At 29.6% G+C, this 14,901-nt stretch carries 18 protein-coding genes; 9 read left to right on the top strand and 9 right to left on the bottom strand.

Annotated features, from left to right (window positions below):
* The first annotated feature begins 97 nt into the window (after window positions 1-97).
* The gene (locus tag L8X40_RS01500) at window positions 98-1,273 is read left to right on the top strand and encodes an NAD(P)/FAD-dependent oxidoreductase (RefSeq protein ID WP_263667159.1); all 1,176 of its coding nucleotides are present in this window, start codon (window positions 98-100) and stop codon (window positions 1,271-1,273) included.
* Here the strand turns inward: L8X40_RS01500 and L8X40_RS01495 are convergent.
* Together L8X40_RS01495 and dsbD are read right to left on the bottom strand one after the other, a co-directional pair.
* Window positions 1,266-1,919, bottom strand: coding sequence for an MOSC domain-containing protein (locus tag L8X40_RS01495; protein WP_261529713.1), 654 nt, complete (start codon window positions 1,917-1,919; stop codon window positions 1,266-1,268). The two genes, L8X40_RS01500 and L8X40_RS01495, sit on opposite strands and share 8 nt — an antisense overlap.
* Complete coding sequence (gene dsbD, locus L8X40_RS01490) at window positions 1,919-3,610, bottom strand: protein-disulfide reductase DsbD (protein ID WP_261544828.1); 1,692 nt, start codon at window positions 3,608-3,610, stop codon at window positions 1,919-1,921. Before dsbD ends, L8X40_RS01495 begins: the two co-directional genes overlap by 1 nt.
* A 92-nt stretch (window positions 3,611-3,702) precedes the next feature.
* Between dsbD and ppk2 the strand changes: the two genes are divergently transcribed.
* Both ppk2 and L8X40_RS01480 read left to right on the top strand, forming a co-directional pair.
* Window positions 3,703-4,530, top strand: a complete 828-nt coding sequence (gene ppk2, locus L8X40_RS01485; RefSeq protein WP_087699924.1) for a polyphosphate kinase 2 — start codon at window positions 3,703-3,705, stop codon at window positions 4,528-4,530.
* A gap of 9 nt (window positions 4,531-4,539) precedes the next feature.
* Window positions 4,540-5,322, top strand: a complete 783-nt coding sequence (locus L8X40_RS01480; protein WP_214126903.1) for an amino acid ABC transporter permease — start codon at window positions 4,540-4,542, stop codon at window positions 5,320-5,322.
* On the opposite strand, the gene L8X40_RS01475 is transcribed toward L8X40_RS01480, so the two are convergent.
* From L8X40_RS01475 to L8X40_RS01450, 6 genes are read right to left on the bottom strand one after another with little or no spacing between them, the layout of a single operon-like run.
* Entirely contained in the window at window positions 5,319-6,083 is a 765-nt protein-coding gene (locus tag L8X40_RS01475) for a transporter substrate-binding domain-containing protein (RefSeq protein WP_214136154.1), read from the bottom strand. The two genes, L8X40_RS01480 and L8X40_RS01475, sit on opposite strands and share 4 nt — an antisense overlap.
* 8 nt (window positions 6,084-6,091) lie before the next feature.
* The gene (gene aac(6'), locus L8X40_RS01470) at window positions 6,092-6,538 is read right to left on the bottom strand and encodes an aminoglycoside 6'-N-acetyltransferase (RefSeq protein ID WP_087699930.1); all 447 of its coding nucleotides are present in this window, start codon (window positions 6,536-6,538) and stop codon (window positions 6,092-6,094) included.
* Complete coding sequence (kdsB, locus tag L8X40_RS01465) at window positions 6,525-7,247, bottom strand: 3-deoxy-manno-octulosonate cytidylyltransferase (protein ID WP_087699932.1); 723 nt, start codon at window positions 7,245-7,247, stop codon at window positions 6,525-6,527. The genes aac(6') and kdsB overlap by 14 nt, the downstream gene beginning before the upstream one ends.
* On the bottom strand, window positions 7,244-8,653 hold the full coding sequence (gene thrC / locus L8X40_RS01460; protein WP_263667158.1) for a threonine synthase: 1,410 nt from the start codon (window positions 8,651-8,653) through the stop codon (window positions 7,244-7,246). The genes kdsB and thrC overlap by 4 nt, the downstream gene beginning before the upstream one ends.
* Window positions 8,628-9,566: a tetraacyldisaccharide 4'-kinase gene (locus L8X40_RS01455; protein WP_263667157.1), complete on the bottom strand. Its 939-nt coding sequence runs from the start codon at window positions 9,564-9,566 to the stop codon at window positions 8,628-8,630. The genes thrC and L8X40_RS01455 overlap by 26 nt, the downstream gene beginning before the upstream one ends.
* The gene (locus tag L8X40_RS01450) at window positions 9,553-10,293 is read right to left on the bottom strand and encodes an NAD+ synthase (protein WP_263667156.1); all 741 of its coding nucleotides are present in this window, start codon (window positions 10,291-10,293) and stop codon (window positions 9,553-9,555) included. Before L8X40_RS01450 ends, L8X40_RS01455 begins: the two co-directional genes overlap by 14 nt.
* A 61-nt stretch (window positions 10,294-10,354) precedes the next feature.
* On the opposite strand from L8X40_RS01450, the gene L8X40_RS01445 reads away from it, so the two are divergent.
* Genes L8X40_RS01445 through L8X40_RS01420 form a run of 6 tightly spaced genes read left to right on the top strand, consistent with a single transcriptional unit; the run spans window position 10,355 to window position 14,601 of the window.
* Entirely contained in the window at window positions 10,355-10,954 is a 600-nt protein-coding gene (locus tag L8X40_RS01445; protein ID WP_214136157.1) for an MBL fold metallo-hydrolase, read from the top strand.
* Window positions 10,954-11,235, top strand: a complete 282-nt coding sequence (locus tag L8X40_RS01440; RefSeq protein ID WP_012661606.1) for a hypothetical protein — start codon at window positions 10,954-10,956, stop codon at window positions 11,233-11,235. Before L8X40_RS01445 ends, L8X40_RS01440 begins: the two co-directional genes overlap by 1 nt.
* A 57-nt stretch (window positions 11,236-11,292) precedes the next feature.
* Window positions 11,293-12,270 (top strand): agmatine deiminase family protein, encoded by a 978-nt coding sequence (locus tag L8X40_RS01435; RefSeq protein WP_263667155.1) that lies wholly within the window; start codon window positions 11,293-11,295, stop codon window positions 12,268-12,270.
* Window positions 12,267-13,181, top strand: coding sequence for a cation diffusion facilitator family transporter (locus tag L8X40_RS01430; protein ID WP_039618421.1), 915 nt, complete (start codon window positions 12,267-12,269; stop codon window positions 13,179-13,181). The genes L8X40_RS01435 and L8X40_RS01430 overlap by 4 nt, the downstream gene beginning before the upstream one ends.
* Window positions 13,150-14,022 carry an N-carbamoylputrescine amidohydrolase gene (locus L8X40_RS01425; protein WP_263667154.1) on the top strand — a complete coding sequence of 291 codons (873 nt, stop codon included), beginning with the start codon at window positions 13,150-13,152 and terminating at the stop codon, window positions 14,020-14,022. Before L8X40_RS01430 ends, L8X40_RS01425 begins: the two co-directional genes overlap by 32 nt.
* A 12-nt stretch (window positions 14,023-14,034) precedes the next feature.
* Window positions 14,035-14,601, top strand: a complete 567-nt coding sequence (locus L8X40_RS01420; RefSeq protein WP_087699948.1) for a DJ-1 family glyoxalase III — start codon at window positions 14,035-14,037, stop codon at window positions 14,599-14,601.
* Window positions 14,602-14,624: 23 nt separating this feature from the next.
* Here L8X40_RS01420 and L8X40_RS01415 read toward each other — a convergent pair whose 3' ends face one another.
* The gene (locus L8X40_RS01415; RefSeq protein WP_263667153.1) at window positions 14,625-14,864 is read right to left on the bottom strand and encodes a SelT/SelW/SelH family (seleno)protein; all 240 of its coding nucleotides are present in this window, start codon (window positions 14,862-14,864) and stop codon (window positions 14,625-14,627) included.
* Between the last annotated feature and the right edge of the window lie 37 nt (window positions 14,865-14,901).

The following is a 14,901-nucleotide window of genomic DNA, read 5'->3' as shown; positions in this document are numbered from 1 at the left end:
TTCCTTGCTAATTTTAAATAAAAAATATTTTAAGATAAAAAATAATACCATTATGCCAAATTTTTATTTATTTTTTTATCAAATTAAAGGAAAATCCATGCAAAAAAAGAAAATTTTGTTTTTAGGTGCAGGATATGCTACTTTATCGGCTATAAAAGCCTTACCTGATGAGTTTTTTGAAAAAGCACAAGTGAGTTTGATTAATAACAATTCTTATCATTATCATACTATTTTACTACACAAAGTAGCTTCCAATGAAGATATTTATAGTTCAAAATATGATCTTTTGCCTTTATTAAATCCAAAAATCAACTTTATCCAAGATGAAGTTTTAAAAATTTCTAAAGACAAAGTTTTTACTAAAAATAATGAATTTGACTTTGATATTTTAGTATGTGGGCTTGGTTTTGCTAAAGAAACTTTTGGCATTAAAGGTATGCAAGAATATGCTTTGAGTATAGACAATTATGAAAATGCTTTAAAAATTAATGAAATAATATATGAGAAAATAAAAAATTATAAAACCACCCAAAATGAAGATGATTTAAAAATCACAGTTTGTGGCGGGGGCTTAAGCGGGGTTGAATTTGTAGCTTCTTTAGCTAAAGAGCTTAAATTCTTTTGCCAAAAAGAGCAAATTACTTATGAGAAATTAGAACTTTCTATTATTGAGGCTATGGATCAAATTTTACCTATGTTTGATAAAAGTTTGGCTTTAAAAGCAAAGCAAAGACTAGAAGCGCTTGGTGTGAAAGTATATGAAAAATCTAAAATCATAGAATGTGAAAAAAATGGTATAAGACTTGATGGGGGAGAATTTGTTAAAGCTAATACTATCATTTGGACTGCAGGGGTTAGAGGTAATAGCGTTATAGAAAATAGCTCTGATTTTCCAAGTGCAAGATCGCGTATAGAAGTAGATGCTTTCATGCATCCTTTAAATGTTGAAAATCCATCAAAATACTTTTTTATAGGTGATAATAGTTTATTTAAAAATCCTAAAACCAACACTCCTTATCCTCCAACAGCCCAGCTTGCATTAAGAGAAGGAGCTTATGTAGCCAAAGCTTTAATGGCTATGATTGATGAGAAAGAATTTAAGCAAGAATTTTCTTTTATAAGTGGAAATACCGTTTGTTCAATCGGAAAGGATTATGCAGTTGGAACGGTTTTACATAAACCAATTAGTGGTCTTTTGGCAATAAAACTTAAAATTTTTATAGAAAAACTATGGCAATATCAGCTTATAGGGATAAAAGGATTTTTTAAATAAACATATAAGAATCATCATAAGTATGATTTAATCTAGCCTGAATACTCTCTTTCCATCCTTTTGCTAGGGTGGAAATTTTTTCTAATTTTTCTAAAGAATTTGAATTTTTAAAAGGATTAAAAAATAATTGATTTAACTCCATAATGCTTAAATTAGTTTCATCTTTTTGTAAGATTTTGATTTTGTCATTTTTGTTCATTACACCTTCTTTTAAGACTCTATAATACCATCCAGTTCTTCCACTTTTGAAAATTTCTTGAGTGAAATTTAAGTGATTGTGTATGCTAGAAATTTTAAAACAAGGCTTGCGCGGTTGACTTACTTGCAAAATACAAGTACCTATCTCATGCATATCTCCACAACAAACATTATATTCGTTTAAACCATCAATACTTAAATTCTCTCCCATTTCTCCAAAATTTAAGTATTTATTTAAATAATTATTCCATAAAGTATAGTTTTGCACACTATTTGCAAAAACAACTTTTTCTAAATTTCCATGATGAATTTTATCAGCTATTTCATTATCAAGAATATAATCTGTATAAATTTGCAAAGAATTTAAATAAATATCCTTGATAAATGCTGAGTGAAATTTATTATAGTTTTTGATTTTGCCAATTTGTAAAGATTTAATAGAGCTCATTAAGGAACTTTACTTAAAAACTCATTTGCATCTACATAGCCTATAATGCGTCCTTTTTCCTCGCCTTTGTTAAAAAATATCATCACAGGAGGCCCAAAAACTCCAAATTCTTTCATAAGAGCTAAATCTTCTTGGCTATTGTGTGTTACATCTGCTTTTAAAAGTGTGTAATTAGCAAGCAAATTTTGTACTTTTGTATCTGTAAAAGTATATTCTTCTAAAAGTTTGCAGTTTTCACACCAAGTAGCTGTAAATTCAAGCATGACTGGTTTGGTAGAATTTTGTAATTCTTGCTCAAGCTCTTTTAAATTTTTAATGGTTTTAAAACTTAAACTAGAGCTATTTTCTTTTGAAGCAAGGTTAAACTCAAGAGGTTTTAGCAAGCTTTTTGAGCCCATTGAGCCACCTAAAATTAGACTTAAGCTATAAGCTAAAATTAAAATCATACTTGCTTTTTTAAATTTATCAAAATTAGTTTTTGCTTCATCAAATAACCCCATAAAGCTAGCAAAAAATACCCCTATAACCCCATAAAGCATTAAAATGATGTTTGCACTAAGTATTCTTTCTAGCATCCAAACTGCCATGATGAGCATGATAAAGCCAAAGAAAATCTTTATCTTAAGCATCCAAGCTCCACTTTTTAAAAAACTTCCTCCAAGTCCTATTAAAAGTAAAGGCATACCCATACCAAAACTCATCACAAATAAAGAAAGTCCTCCTAAAAATACATCGCCACTATTAGTAATATAAAGCAAAGCCCCTGCTAAAGGTGCAGCCACGCAAGGTCCTACAATAAGAGCCGATAAAAAGCCCATAATAGCTATACCAAAAACTCCGTTTTTGCCTTCTATTTTTTTATTGATAAAATTTTGAAATTTAAGTGGCAGTTGTAATTCATAAAGACCAAACATAGAAAGTGAGAGCAATACAAAAATACTTGCAAAAGTAATGATAATCCAAGGTTGTTGTAATAAACCTTGCACATTAGCTCCTGCAAGGCCTACTAAAGCACCTGCTATAGCATAAGCTAAAGACATAAAAAAGACATAGATAAAAGATAAATAAAAGCTATGTTTTTTAGATGGTTTGTCTTTGAGTTTCATTGCGATTAATGAAGAAAGAATAGGTATCATTGGTAAAATACAAGGAGTAAGTGCTAATAATAAGCCATAACCAAAAAAAGTTAAAAGTGTGATAAATATATTTTGCGTGCTTAAATCATTAGCAATTTGCTCATCTTCATTTTGCTTTTTAAATTGATCTTTGGTTGATTTTATAGTATAAATTCCATTTTGTTTATTAAGTTCATAATTTACATATACAGGACGATAACATAAACCATCTTCTGAGCAACCCTGATAAGCTAGGGAAAGTTTTGCTTTGTTGTTTTTAATAAAATCATCTAATAATAATTGAGGTATGAAAAGTTCAAGTTGGCTAAAAATTACTTCTTTGTTTTCTCTAGTTTGAGTTTGTGGGAAATTTAATAAAGAAGTAATGTCGTTAGAGTCTAATTCTACTTTGATTTGATCTTTGTAAAGATAAATTCTATCTGCGAGATTGATTTTTAAAAAAATTCCTTGATTGTTGCTGTGAGTATTGAGTTTAAAAGCTTCATTGAGTGATAATACTCCATTATTAGCAAAAGCTAAATTCAAAAAAATAAAAAATACCGCTAAAAAACGCATTTTTCTCCTTGAAACTAAAAATTAAATTTATTTTATTTTACTTATTTGTGGTAAATTTAAGTTAATAATTATCCTAAATTAAGGAGCCTGTTATGGACAAGGACAAATTTACTCTCATTAAGGTAAAAAAATCAACACTTGAATATGAAAGCGAGCTTAAAAGGCTACAAATTGAGCTTTTGAAATTTCAAAATCATGTTAAAGATAAGGGTTTAAAGGTTTTGATTTTAATCGAAGGACGCGATGCGGCGGGAAAGGGTGGTGCTATTAAAAGATTAATTGAGCATTTAAACCCTAGAGGTTGTCGTGTGGTAGCGCTTGAAAAACCAAGTGATGTAGAGAAAACTCAGTGGTATTTTCAACGTTATGTAACACATTTACCTGCAGCAGGAGAGATAGTGATTTTTGATCGATCATGGTATAATAGAGCAGGTGTTGAACCTGTGATGGGCTTTTGTACTCCAAATGAGCATAAAAAATTCTTGCGCGAGGTGGCTTCTTTTGAAGAGATGTTGCTTGATAGTGGAATTTTATTTTTTAAATTTTATTTTTCAGTTTCCAAACAAGAACAAAAAAGACGTTTTGAACAAAGAAGAACAGATCCGCTAAAACAATATAAATTATCTCCAGTCGATGAAAAATCCCAAGAATTGTGGGATAAATACACTCTAGCAAAATATTCTATGCTTTTAGCTTCTAATACACCAAAATGTCCTTGGGTGATTATTAATTCAGATAGTAAAAAGAAAGCAAGGATTAATTTATTTAAGTATTTACTTAGTGTTTTGGAATATCCAAATAAAATTAAAAATAAGTATTTTAAATACGATAAAAAATTAGTGCGTAGTGGTGAAGAAGAAATTCGCAAAATGGAGCTTAGCTTAAATGATGAAAAACTTAAAAAATTTGATAAAAAATAAGGGATAGAATTGAGTCATCTTTTTATAGTACGTAGTAAATTTAATGAACATAAAAAAATTAATCTAAAAGTATTTTTATTCAATGCTTTTTTGTTGGTTTTTTTATTGTTTTTATTTTTTTATTTGTCTTTTTTAAGCGCTAGTTATAATTTTGATTTTGGGGCAATTTATGAATATAAAGATAAAATGATACAAGGCTTTTTTACGAGTTTTTTTATTAGTGTTTTATCTTTGATTGTAGGTATGATTTTTGCTTTGATTTTATGCTATATGAGTCTTTGTAAAATCGTGCTTTTTAATATGTTTGCAAGAGTTTTTATAGAACTTGTTAGAGGCACGCCTTTGTTAGTGCAAATTTTATTGATTTATTATATTTTTGCAGATAATTTGGGGCTTGATAATCGCTATGTTTGTGGAGTTTTGATTTTAGCTTTATTTGCTAGTGCTTATATTTGTGAAATATTTAGAGCAGGGATTTTAAGTGTTGATAAAATGCAATACGAAAGTGCTAAGGCTTTGGGTTTGAATGAGTTTGAAATTTATAAAAGCGTAATTTTTCCTCAAGCTTTAAAAAATATCTTAGCGCCACTAAGTGGACAACTTAGTAATTTGATCAAAGATAGCTCTCTTTTAAGTGTTATAGCTATTTCAGAATTAACACAAAATGCTCAAGAAATCAATGCTTTTACTTTTTCAACTTTAGAAATTTATATTCCCTTAGCGCTTTGCTATTTGGTTTTAACTTTGCCTATTTCTATGTTTTCAAGAAAGCTTGAAAAGAGTTTTTCTTAAAAGAAAAACTCAAGCTTTTGTTCTTTGAAAACTTCTTGCATATCTTTGAGATATTTTTGACTTAGTTTATCAAAAAAACCATTTTCTTTAGATTTTAAAATAAACTCATTGAGTTCTTCTTTTAATTTAGTATTGTTTTTATTTATAGCTATGGCCCATTGCTCAGGTGTTTTTTCAAAAGGGGTAAAAATAGCTTTTGTTTGCTCAGGATGTTTTTTCCATGCTTTATAAATGCTCATTTGATCATAAATAAAAGCATCAGCTTTAGCTTGAATGACTTCTAAAATAGCTGCATTTTCTTTATCAAATACTAAGATTTTTGCGTTTTTAAGATTTTTTTGAGCATATAAATGTGCACTTGAACCTCTTTTTAAAGCAAGGATTTTTTCTTTTTGATTTAAATCTTCTATGGAATTAATATTTGATTTTTTAGCGCTTAATATCGCTAAATTTGCCTTAGCATAAGGCAAGGTAAAATCTATTATTTTTTTTCTTTGTTCACTTATACTCATAGAAGACATGATGAGATCTATTTTTTGAGTTCTTAAAGCAGGTATGAGTCCATCCCAAGCTATGTTTTGGATTTTTAAATCATAGTTTTTTTCTTTGGCAAAGGCTTGTAGAAACTCTACACTAATACCACTTGGATTACCTTTAGTATCGCTCATTTCAAAAGGAGGATAAGCTAATTCCATACCTACAATTAATTCTTTTGCATTGAGTGTAAAAAACAATGCAAGTAGTAAAATAATTTTTTTCATTTTTTTCCTTAATTTAGTTTTTTTATAAAACAAATAATTTTATTAACTTCTTTGAAGCCACATTGCATATGGAAATTAAAACTATCAATATTTTGTAATTCGCAATCACTAGCAAATTCACTAATTTTTTGATTTAAAATCCATTGTTCGCAATATGTTAGTAGTTTTTTCGCATAATATTTTTTTCTGAAATTTTCTCTAATGTAAATTCCTTCTAGATATCCTACTGGAATACTAGAACTACCTTCTACATAATCATACCTTATACTAACATATGCTAAGCCTATACACAATTGCTGTATTTTAAGTAAAAATACAGCATATTTTTGATCTTTTAATATATTTTCAAATTCATGCTTTAATTTTACAATGGGTTTGTTAAACAATAAACTTGCTAATATTAATACATCTTCTAAATCATTAATGTTTGCTTGGTAAATTTTAAAATGATCCAAATTTAGCTAAAGCCCTTTCATAATCTTCTTTTGTATCTATACCTATGCTTTGGCTTTGTATTTTTAACATTTTGATTTTTTTACCATTTTCTAAGGCTCTTAATTGTTCTAATTTTTCACATTCTTCTAAAGCTGAGTTTTTCAAAGTGCAAAATTCTTGTAAATTTTTAACCCTATATGCATAAATTCCAAGGTGGGCTTTAAAATTTTGTTTATAGTTTGCCCTTTCATAAGGAATTTTAGATCTTGAAAAATATAAAGCATAATCATTACTATCAGTAACTACTTTAACCAAATTTGGATCATCGCAAGCTTTTGCATCTATTTCTTTATAACAACTACTCATAAAACAAAGCTCATCTTCAAAAGCTTTTTGGCTAAATTCCTTAAAATTTTTAATATTTTGTGTTTCTATAAAAGGCTCATCAGCTTGGACATTAATGATTAACTCATTTTCATTTAGTTTTAAAATTTGACAAGCTTCGTTGATCCTATCAGTGCCACTTTCGTGATTTTTACTTGTTAAAACTGCTTTTACATTATGTTTTTGTGCTATTTTTAAAACCTCTTCATCATCAAGCGCCACGCATACTTCATCAACTTCTTGCATTTTTTTAGCTGTATAAATAAACATAGGTAAATTATCAATTTTACATAAAATTTTATTTTCAAAACGACTTGATTTTAATCTTGCTGGTATGATTATCATTGTTTTATCCATTCTATAATAGTTTGTTTTAGATTTTCAAGTTTGCAAACTTGATTTTGCTTTTGTGTGCTTGTAAATAAGCTTGCAATATTTGGATGAATTTCTTGCTTAAATTCTTTTGCAAGTTCTTGCATGCAAGCTTGTTCATCTTGGCATTCTTTGCTATAAATTGCTTGATACATACTTGGGGTAAATTTACTCCATTGTGCTGTGGAAGTGATAAGCGTAGTAGTGTTAGAATCAAGCATTTTAAAGCAAGTGCAAGTGTGAGGGTCTAAAAGTCCTAAGTGGCTGTATTGTTTGATATATTGCATACACTCATCATCATTGCAAAAATCAGCTTCAAAGTCTTCTTGCAAAAGCTCTAGCTCTTTTTGGCTAAGCTCATAATATTTTTCATTCTTTAAAGCCTGCATTAACTCTTTGGTGCGTTCATCTTTAAATTTATCAAAAAGCAAGCGTTCTATATTTGATGATATAAGTATATCCATAGCAGGAGAAATAGTCTTTTGCAAGCTTTTATTTTTTAAATCATATTTGCCTGTATTAAAAAACTCACTTAAGATATTGTTTGAATTGGAAGCAATTTTAATTTTACCTATATTTGCTCCCATTTTTTTAGCATAATAAGCTCCCAAAGCATCGCCAAAATTTCCACTTGGAATAATAATGTCTATTGTTTTATCAATTTTTAAGCTAGCATAATAATGATAGATGATTTGAAAAAGTATTCTTCCAAAATTAACTGAATTTGCAGCACTTAGACTTAATTTTTCTTCTTTTAAAGTATTTTTAAAATCCTCATCATTTAAAAGTGTTTTTAGAGCATTTTGCGCATCATCAAAATTACCTTCAATAGCTATGGATTTTAAATTGCTTGCATTTGAGTGTGTCATTTGTAAAGCTTGAGTTTTACTTGTGCCTTCATTTGGGTAAATACAAACTATTTTTATACCTTTTTTATTTTCAAAGCTTTTTAGTGTAGCAGGTCCTGTATCACCACTTGTAGCGCACATGATTAAAAAATCATCATCTTTTTTTAAGTATTCTAAAAGCACGCCAAAAGGTTGCAAAGCCATATCTTTAAAAGCTCTTGTTGGCCCATGGAATAATTCATTAATATAAAGCTTATCATTAATTTTTCTTAAATTAATAGGGCAGGTTTTATCATCAAAACTCTCGTAAGTTTTCAAAGCTTTTTCAAAAACTTCAGGCTCTAAATCAAATTCAAATGCAGCGATAATTTTTAAAGCTAATTCTTTGTAGCTTAAATTTTTTAAAGCTTTATTATCAAGCTTTGGTAGATTAAGTGGCGCATACAAAGCATTATTAGGTGCACTAGGGCTAAGTAAGGCTTTTGAAAAGCTTACTTGATGGTTTTTATCTTGGGTTGAGTGTAGTAGCATTTTCTTCCTTTTTGTTAAATTGATGAATATAATCTTGTAAAACTTGTTTAAAGCTATCTTTTAAAACAATATCAAGATGAATTAATTCTGTTTTAAAGCCAAAATCTTTTACCTTGACATAGTCTTTAAAGGTTAGCATTAAGGTATCACAATTGTGTTTTTTTAAAAGTTTTTCTAATTCTTCTTTTTGAAAAGTGTAATGATCGGCAAAAAAATAACAAGCTCTAGCTTTGATAAAATGTTCATATAACCTAAAAGGCTTTGCAATGGAGCTTATTAAAATGGCTTTTTGATTTTCTTTTACATGAGAATAACGCACAAAGTCTTCATTTTCTTTAGCTATAAAATCAGCCCTTTTAGCAAAAGATTTTGGCAAGCGATAAGCCCCACTAGGTAGGGTAAAATCAAAAAAAGGCTCATCTTTACTTTGCAGTAAAATATTAAGCTTTTTAATGTGAAATTTAGAAAAAGCATCGTCTAAAAGTATGATCTTTGCTCCAAGCTCGATAGCTTTTTGTATGCCTTTAACCCTATCTTCGCTTACTATCACTCCACTAATGTGCTTTGTAAGTGCATATTCCATAGCTTCATCGCCACTTTCTTTAATATCACACAAAATTTCATCTTTATGCTTAACGATGATTAAACCTTTACTTTGTCTTTTATAGCCTCTTAAGATGATAAAACAATTTTCAAACTCAGCTGCTATGGCTTTACAAATGGGAGTTTTTCCATTGCCTCCTAGGGTTAGATTACCTATGCTTATAATGGGTAAATTAAAATCAAGTTCTTTTTTAAATTTAGTATTTAAAATTGCTATGATCATATATAAAAAGCTAAAAGGCAAAAGCAAAAAGGCTAGAGTTTTTTGCAAAAAATTAGGTTTAAAAAAATACCGATCAAGCCAAGTCATATGTATTCTTTAATGTTGTTGGAAGTTTTCTTTTAAAAGCATTATTTTGCACACGCTCTAAGACTAAATTTTTTAAATTTTCATCAAATTTTTCCAAGCTTTGATTATTTTCTAAAGCTTTTAAAACTTCATCTAAAACTTCATATTTATAGCCAAGATCTTTTTCATCGCTTTGATTTGGCCAAAGATCAGCACTAGGGGCTTTTTGTATGAAATTTTCATGCACACACATAAATTTAGCAAGCTCAAAAACTTCACTTTTATAAAGCGTAGCCAAAGGATTAAAAGCACAAGCTAAATCCCCATAAATAGTTCCATAACCAAGCATAAGTTCGCTTTTATTAGAAGTGCCTACCACTAAAGCATTATGTAAAGCTGAATAATCATAAAGCAAGCTCATACGCACTCTTGCAGCTAAATTTCCAAAGCGTAAATGGTTTAAGTCTTGACAAATTTTTTCATAAGCACAAAGTACTTCATCAATATAAATGATCTTATGATGAATTTGCAAATGATCACATAGCATTAACGCATCATCTAAATTTTCTTTTTTAGAATGTTTTGTAGGCATTAAAAGCACAAAAAGTTTTTCACCCACTGCTTTTTTGCAAAGATGAGCTACTAAAGCTGAATCTATCCCACCGCTTAAACCTAAGATGAGATTTTTATCTCTTGCTTGTTCTTTTATAAAATTGATCAATAATTCTTGTAATTTTGTATAATTCATAAAAAATCTTTAAATATTAATTTTTTAAAATTATATTTGATTTAGTTAAAAGGAAGTTTATATGCGTATTTTAAAACAACCATGCGGAATGTATGAAACAAATTGTTATATTATAGATCATAATAACAAGCAAATCATCATCGATCCAGGAGAAAATGCTTATAAGTTTATCAAAGAAAACGCAAGCAAACCTTTAGCTATTTTAAATACCCATGGTCATTATGATCATGTTTATGATAATGCTAAAGTTAAAATGGCTTATGAAATTCCACTTTTTATCCATAAAGATGATGCTTTTATGCTAAAAGATCCTTTTAATTATGGTTTTGAGCATTCAAGTGCTGATGTATTGATAGAAAATGAAAATGAATTTAGTATAGATGAGTTTAAGTTTAAATTTCATCATTTCCCAGGGCATACTCCAGGGTGTTGTATGATAGAACTTGTGGGTGAAGATGTGCTTTTTAGTGGAGATTTTTTATTTTACCGTAGTATTGGTAGATGGGACTTTCCTTACTCAGATGCAGCCAAGATGAAAGAGAGTTTATTAAAAGTTTTAGCTTATGAAAAAGATTTTAGATTGCTTCCAGGGCATGGAGAAGAAAGCACTTTAAAAGAAGAGCAAAGTGCAATTCCTGCTTGGTTAAGGTATTTTCACTAATGGATAAGGTTTTATATTTTTTAAGTTTTTTGCTGATTTTAAGTGCGGTTTTGAGTTTTTTTAAACCCAAAGAAGCAAAAAAGAAATTTTTTCACAAATGCCCATGTTTTAGAGCGGTGGAAAATGGTTTAATGAGTAGAATTTGCATTTATGCAGGAAGTTTTGGTTTTATGTATTCTGTGCTTTATATAGGATTTGGAGTGTATGATAAAAAGCTTTTTATGATTTTGCTTTTATCTTTTGCGATATGGTATTTTGCTTGGGTTTTAAAAAAAGAGTAAAAAACTATCATTAAAAATGTTAAAATACTTTTTTTAATTATCAAAAAGGGTATCAAAATGAGAAAAAGCATAGCAGAATGGCAAAAACAAGAGCTACTTTTATTTTCCTTGCCTCATGAAAATAGCGATTGGAAGCCTTATTTAGAAGAGATTTTGCAAAGCTATGAAGAATTTGTTAAAGCTGTGGCAAATTTTCAAAAAGTTTTACTTATAGCACCAAGTGAAAAAGACTTTCAAAGATTTAAGCATATAAAAAACGTTGATTTTTTTAAGTGCGATACTAATGATACTTGGATTAGAGATTTTGGTGCAATTGATGTGTGTGAAGATGAAAAAATTATAGGGCTTGATTTTACTTTTAATGCTTGGGGAGATAAATTTCAAAGCACTTTAGATAATGCGGTAAATTCAAAACTTTTTGCACAAAAATTATCTGGAAAATTAGAAAAAATTGATTTTATTTTAGAAGGTGGGAGTATTGATTTTAATGGGCAAGGAGTAATGCTTACAACGAGTGCTTGTTTGTTAAATGAAAATAGAAATTCACATTTAAATAAAGAACAAATTGAAGCTAAGTTAAAAGAAATTTTTGGCTTAAAACAAATTATATGGTTAAATCATGGTTATATAAAAGGCGATGATACTGACCATCACATAGATACTCTAGCAAGATTTATCAATGAAAACACCATTGCTTATTGTATATGTAAAGATGAAAATGATGAGCATTATGCACCTTTAAAGGCTATGGAGGAGGAGCTGAAAAAAACAGGATTTGATTTATTAGAACTTCCTTTACCTAAGCCTTTGTATTTTGAAGGTAAAAGACTTGGTGCTACTTATGCAAATTTTGTTTTTGTTAATGGTGGCTTGATAGTGCCAACTTATAATGATGAAAACGATGCTTTGGTATTAGAAAATTTACAAAAAACATGCAAAGATAGAAAAGTAGTAGGGGTTGATGCAAGAGTGTTTTTAAGACAAAATGGTTCTTTGCATTGTTCTTGTCAAAACCGCTATGAAGGTCAAAGATGAATTTGCAAAAAAGCGCAACCATCATCGCAAGTGTGTGTGCTGTTTTTTTAGCTATTGTTAAATTTATAGTAGGTTTAGCTTCAGGTTCTGTTGCGGTGCTTTCTAGTGCGATTGATTCTTTACTTGATTGTGTGATTTCGGGTTTAAATTTTTTAGCTTTGAAAAAAAGCTCTCAAGGATCTAGTAAAGAATATAATTTTGGCCTTAGTAAAATTGAAGCCTTAATGGGGCTTTTTGAAGGTCTTGTGATTAGCGGGATTGGGGTTTATATTTTTTATGAGAGTGTTTTAAAAATTCACAATCAAGAAAGTGTAGAAAAACTTGATCTTGGAATTTATGTCATGGCTTTTGCTATGGCTGTGACTTTGTGTTTGGTAGTTTTTTTAAATTATGTTGCCAAAAAAACAAAAAGCTTGATTATAAAAGCTGATAGCTTACACTATAAAATAGACTTTTTAACTAATGCTCTAACGCTTTTAGCACTTGTGATTATAGCTTTTACAAATTATCATTTTATTGATGGTTTGTTTGGTATAGCTATAAGTTTATATACGATTTTTTCAGCTTTTAAAATTATAAAAGAAAGTTCTAAAATTTTGTTAGATGTGGCAATTGATAAAGAACAAGTTGAAGTGATTAAGCAAATTATAAGTGCAAATAAAGAAGTCAAAAGCTTTCATCATTTAAAAACTAGAAAAAGCCCTGATATACTTTATGTTAGTGTGCATTTAGTTTTTGAACCTACAATATCACTTTTAAAAGCTCATAAAATCGGTGATGAGATTGAAGATAGCATAAGAGAACATTTTAAAGATGATTTTTGGAATATCCATATACACTTAGACCCTTATGATGATTCAGAAGAAGAAAGGAGTAAAAATGAAATTAGCACTCATACAGCAAGAATTTAAACAAAATAAAGAAAAAACTATAGAAAAAACATGCGAACTTATCAAACAAGCAGCAAAAGAAAAGGCTGAGCTTGTATGCTTGCAAGAACTTCATCAAACGCAGTATTTTTGCCAAAGTGAAAATACAAACTTTTTTGATTTGGCAAATGATTATGAAGAAGATGTTAAGTTTTGGTCTAATGTAGCTAGGGAAAATAAAGTTGTTTTGGTAACTTCTTTATTTGAAAAAAGAAGCGCAGGGCTTTATCATAATACTAGTGTGGTATTTGAAAAAGATGGTTCCATAGCAGGTAAATACCGTAAAATGCACATTCCTGATGATCCTTGTTTTTATGAAAAATTTTATTTTACTCCAGGTGATTTAGGTTTTGAACCTATACAAACAAGCGTTGGAAAACTTGGGGTTTTAATATGTTGGGATCAATGGTACCCTGAAGCTGCTAGGTTAATGGCCTTAAAAGGAGCTCAAATTTTGATTTATCCTACTGCTATAGGTTGGTTTGATAAGGATGAAAAAGAAGAAAAACAAAGACAGCTTGAAGCTTGGATAGGTGTGCAAAGAGGCCATGCTATAGCTAATGGCTTACCTATAGTAGCTATTAATAGAGTGGGTTTTGAAAAAGATGAAAGCGGTGTGGAAGATGGCATAAGATTTTGGGGGAATTCTTTTGTCTTTGGGGCTCAAGGTGAAGAGCTTTTTAGAGCTGATGATAAACAAGAGCTTTGTAAAATCGTCGAAATTGACATGCAAAGATGTGAAAATGTGCGTAGATGGTGGCCGTTTTTACGCGATAGACGCATAGAGTATTTTCATGAATTAAATAAAAGATTTATTGACTAAAAGGAGAAAAAAATGAAAAAAGTTTTAGTGCCTTTGGCAAAAGGTTTTGAAGAAGCTGAATTTATAGGTATAGCTGATGTTTTAAAAAGAGCAGGAGAAGCTAGTGGAAATTTAGAAGTAATTATTGCTTCGCTTGATGATGAGCTTTTAGTACAAGGAGCTAATGGAATTTGCATAAGGGCTGATGTGAGTTTATCTAGTGTTGATCAAGAAAATTTAGACGCAATCGCTTTGGCAGGTGGCTTTGAAGGTATGATGAATCTAAAAAACAATTCAATTATCATAAAAATTATACAAGATTTACATGCTAAGAAAAAAATCGTAGCAGCTATTTGTGCTTCACCTATGGTGTTAGCTAAAGCAGGGGTGATAAATGGGGAGTTTTCTTGCTATCCTGGTTGTGAAGTGGGTATTGAAGGTGTAAGAGTAAATAAAGCAGTTGTGGTAAATGAAAATGTCATCACAGCAGCTGGGCCTGCTACGGCTATTTTGTTTGGTTTGGAGCTTGCTAAGCATTTATGCTCAGAAGAAATTTATCAAAAACTTTATGAAGGTATGCTTGTTCCTTTAACAAAATAAACCCTCGCTAGTGAGGGTTTAGCTTACATTTGTTTTATAAGCTTGGTGATTTCACCCTCATGAGGAAATCTGTCTACTTCGCAGTTAAACAAGTCTTTTTTAGAGTAAATGATTTTACCATCTACTTCTACTATAAAATGACCACCACCTTTTTCTATGGTAGAAATTTGCACATCTTTGAATTCATTTTGTATTTCTTCTGCAACCCTTGCAGCTTGTGGTTTGTAATTTCAAAGATTACAATAATAAATTTTTACTTCCATTTTTTACTCCTTTTTTGAAAGTAAGCTATTATACATT

The organism is Campylobacter sp. CNRCH_2013_0855, from assembly GCF_025773025.1.
GTDB lineage: Bacteria > Campylobacterota > Campylobacteria > Campylobacterales > Campylobacteraceae > Campylobacter_D > Campylobacter_D jejuni_C.
This window is presented reverse-complemented; position numbering and strand designations above follow the sequence as displayed.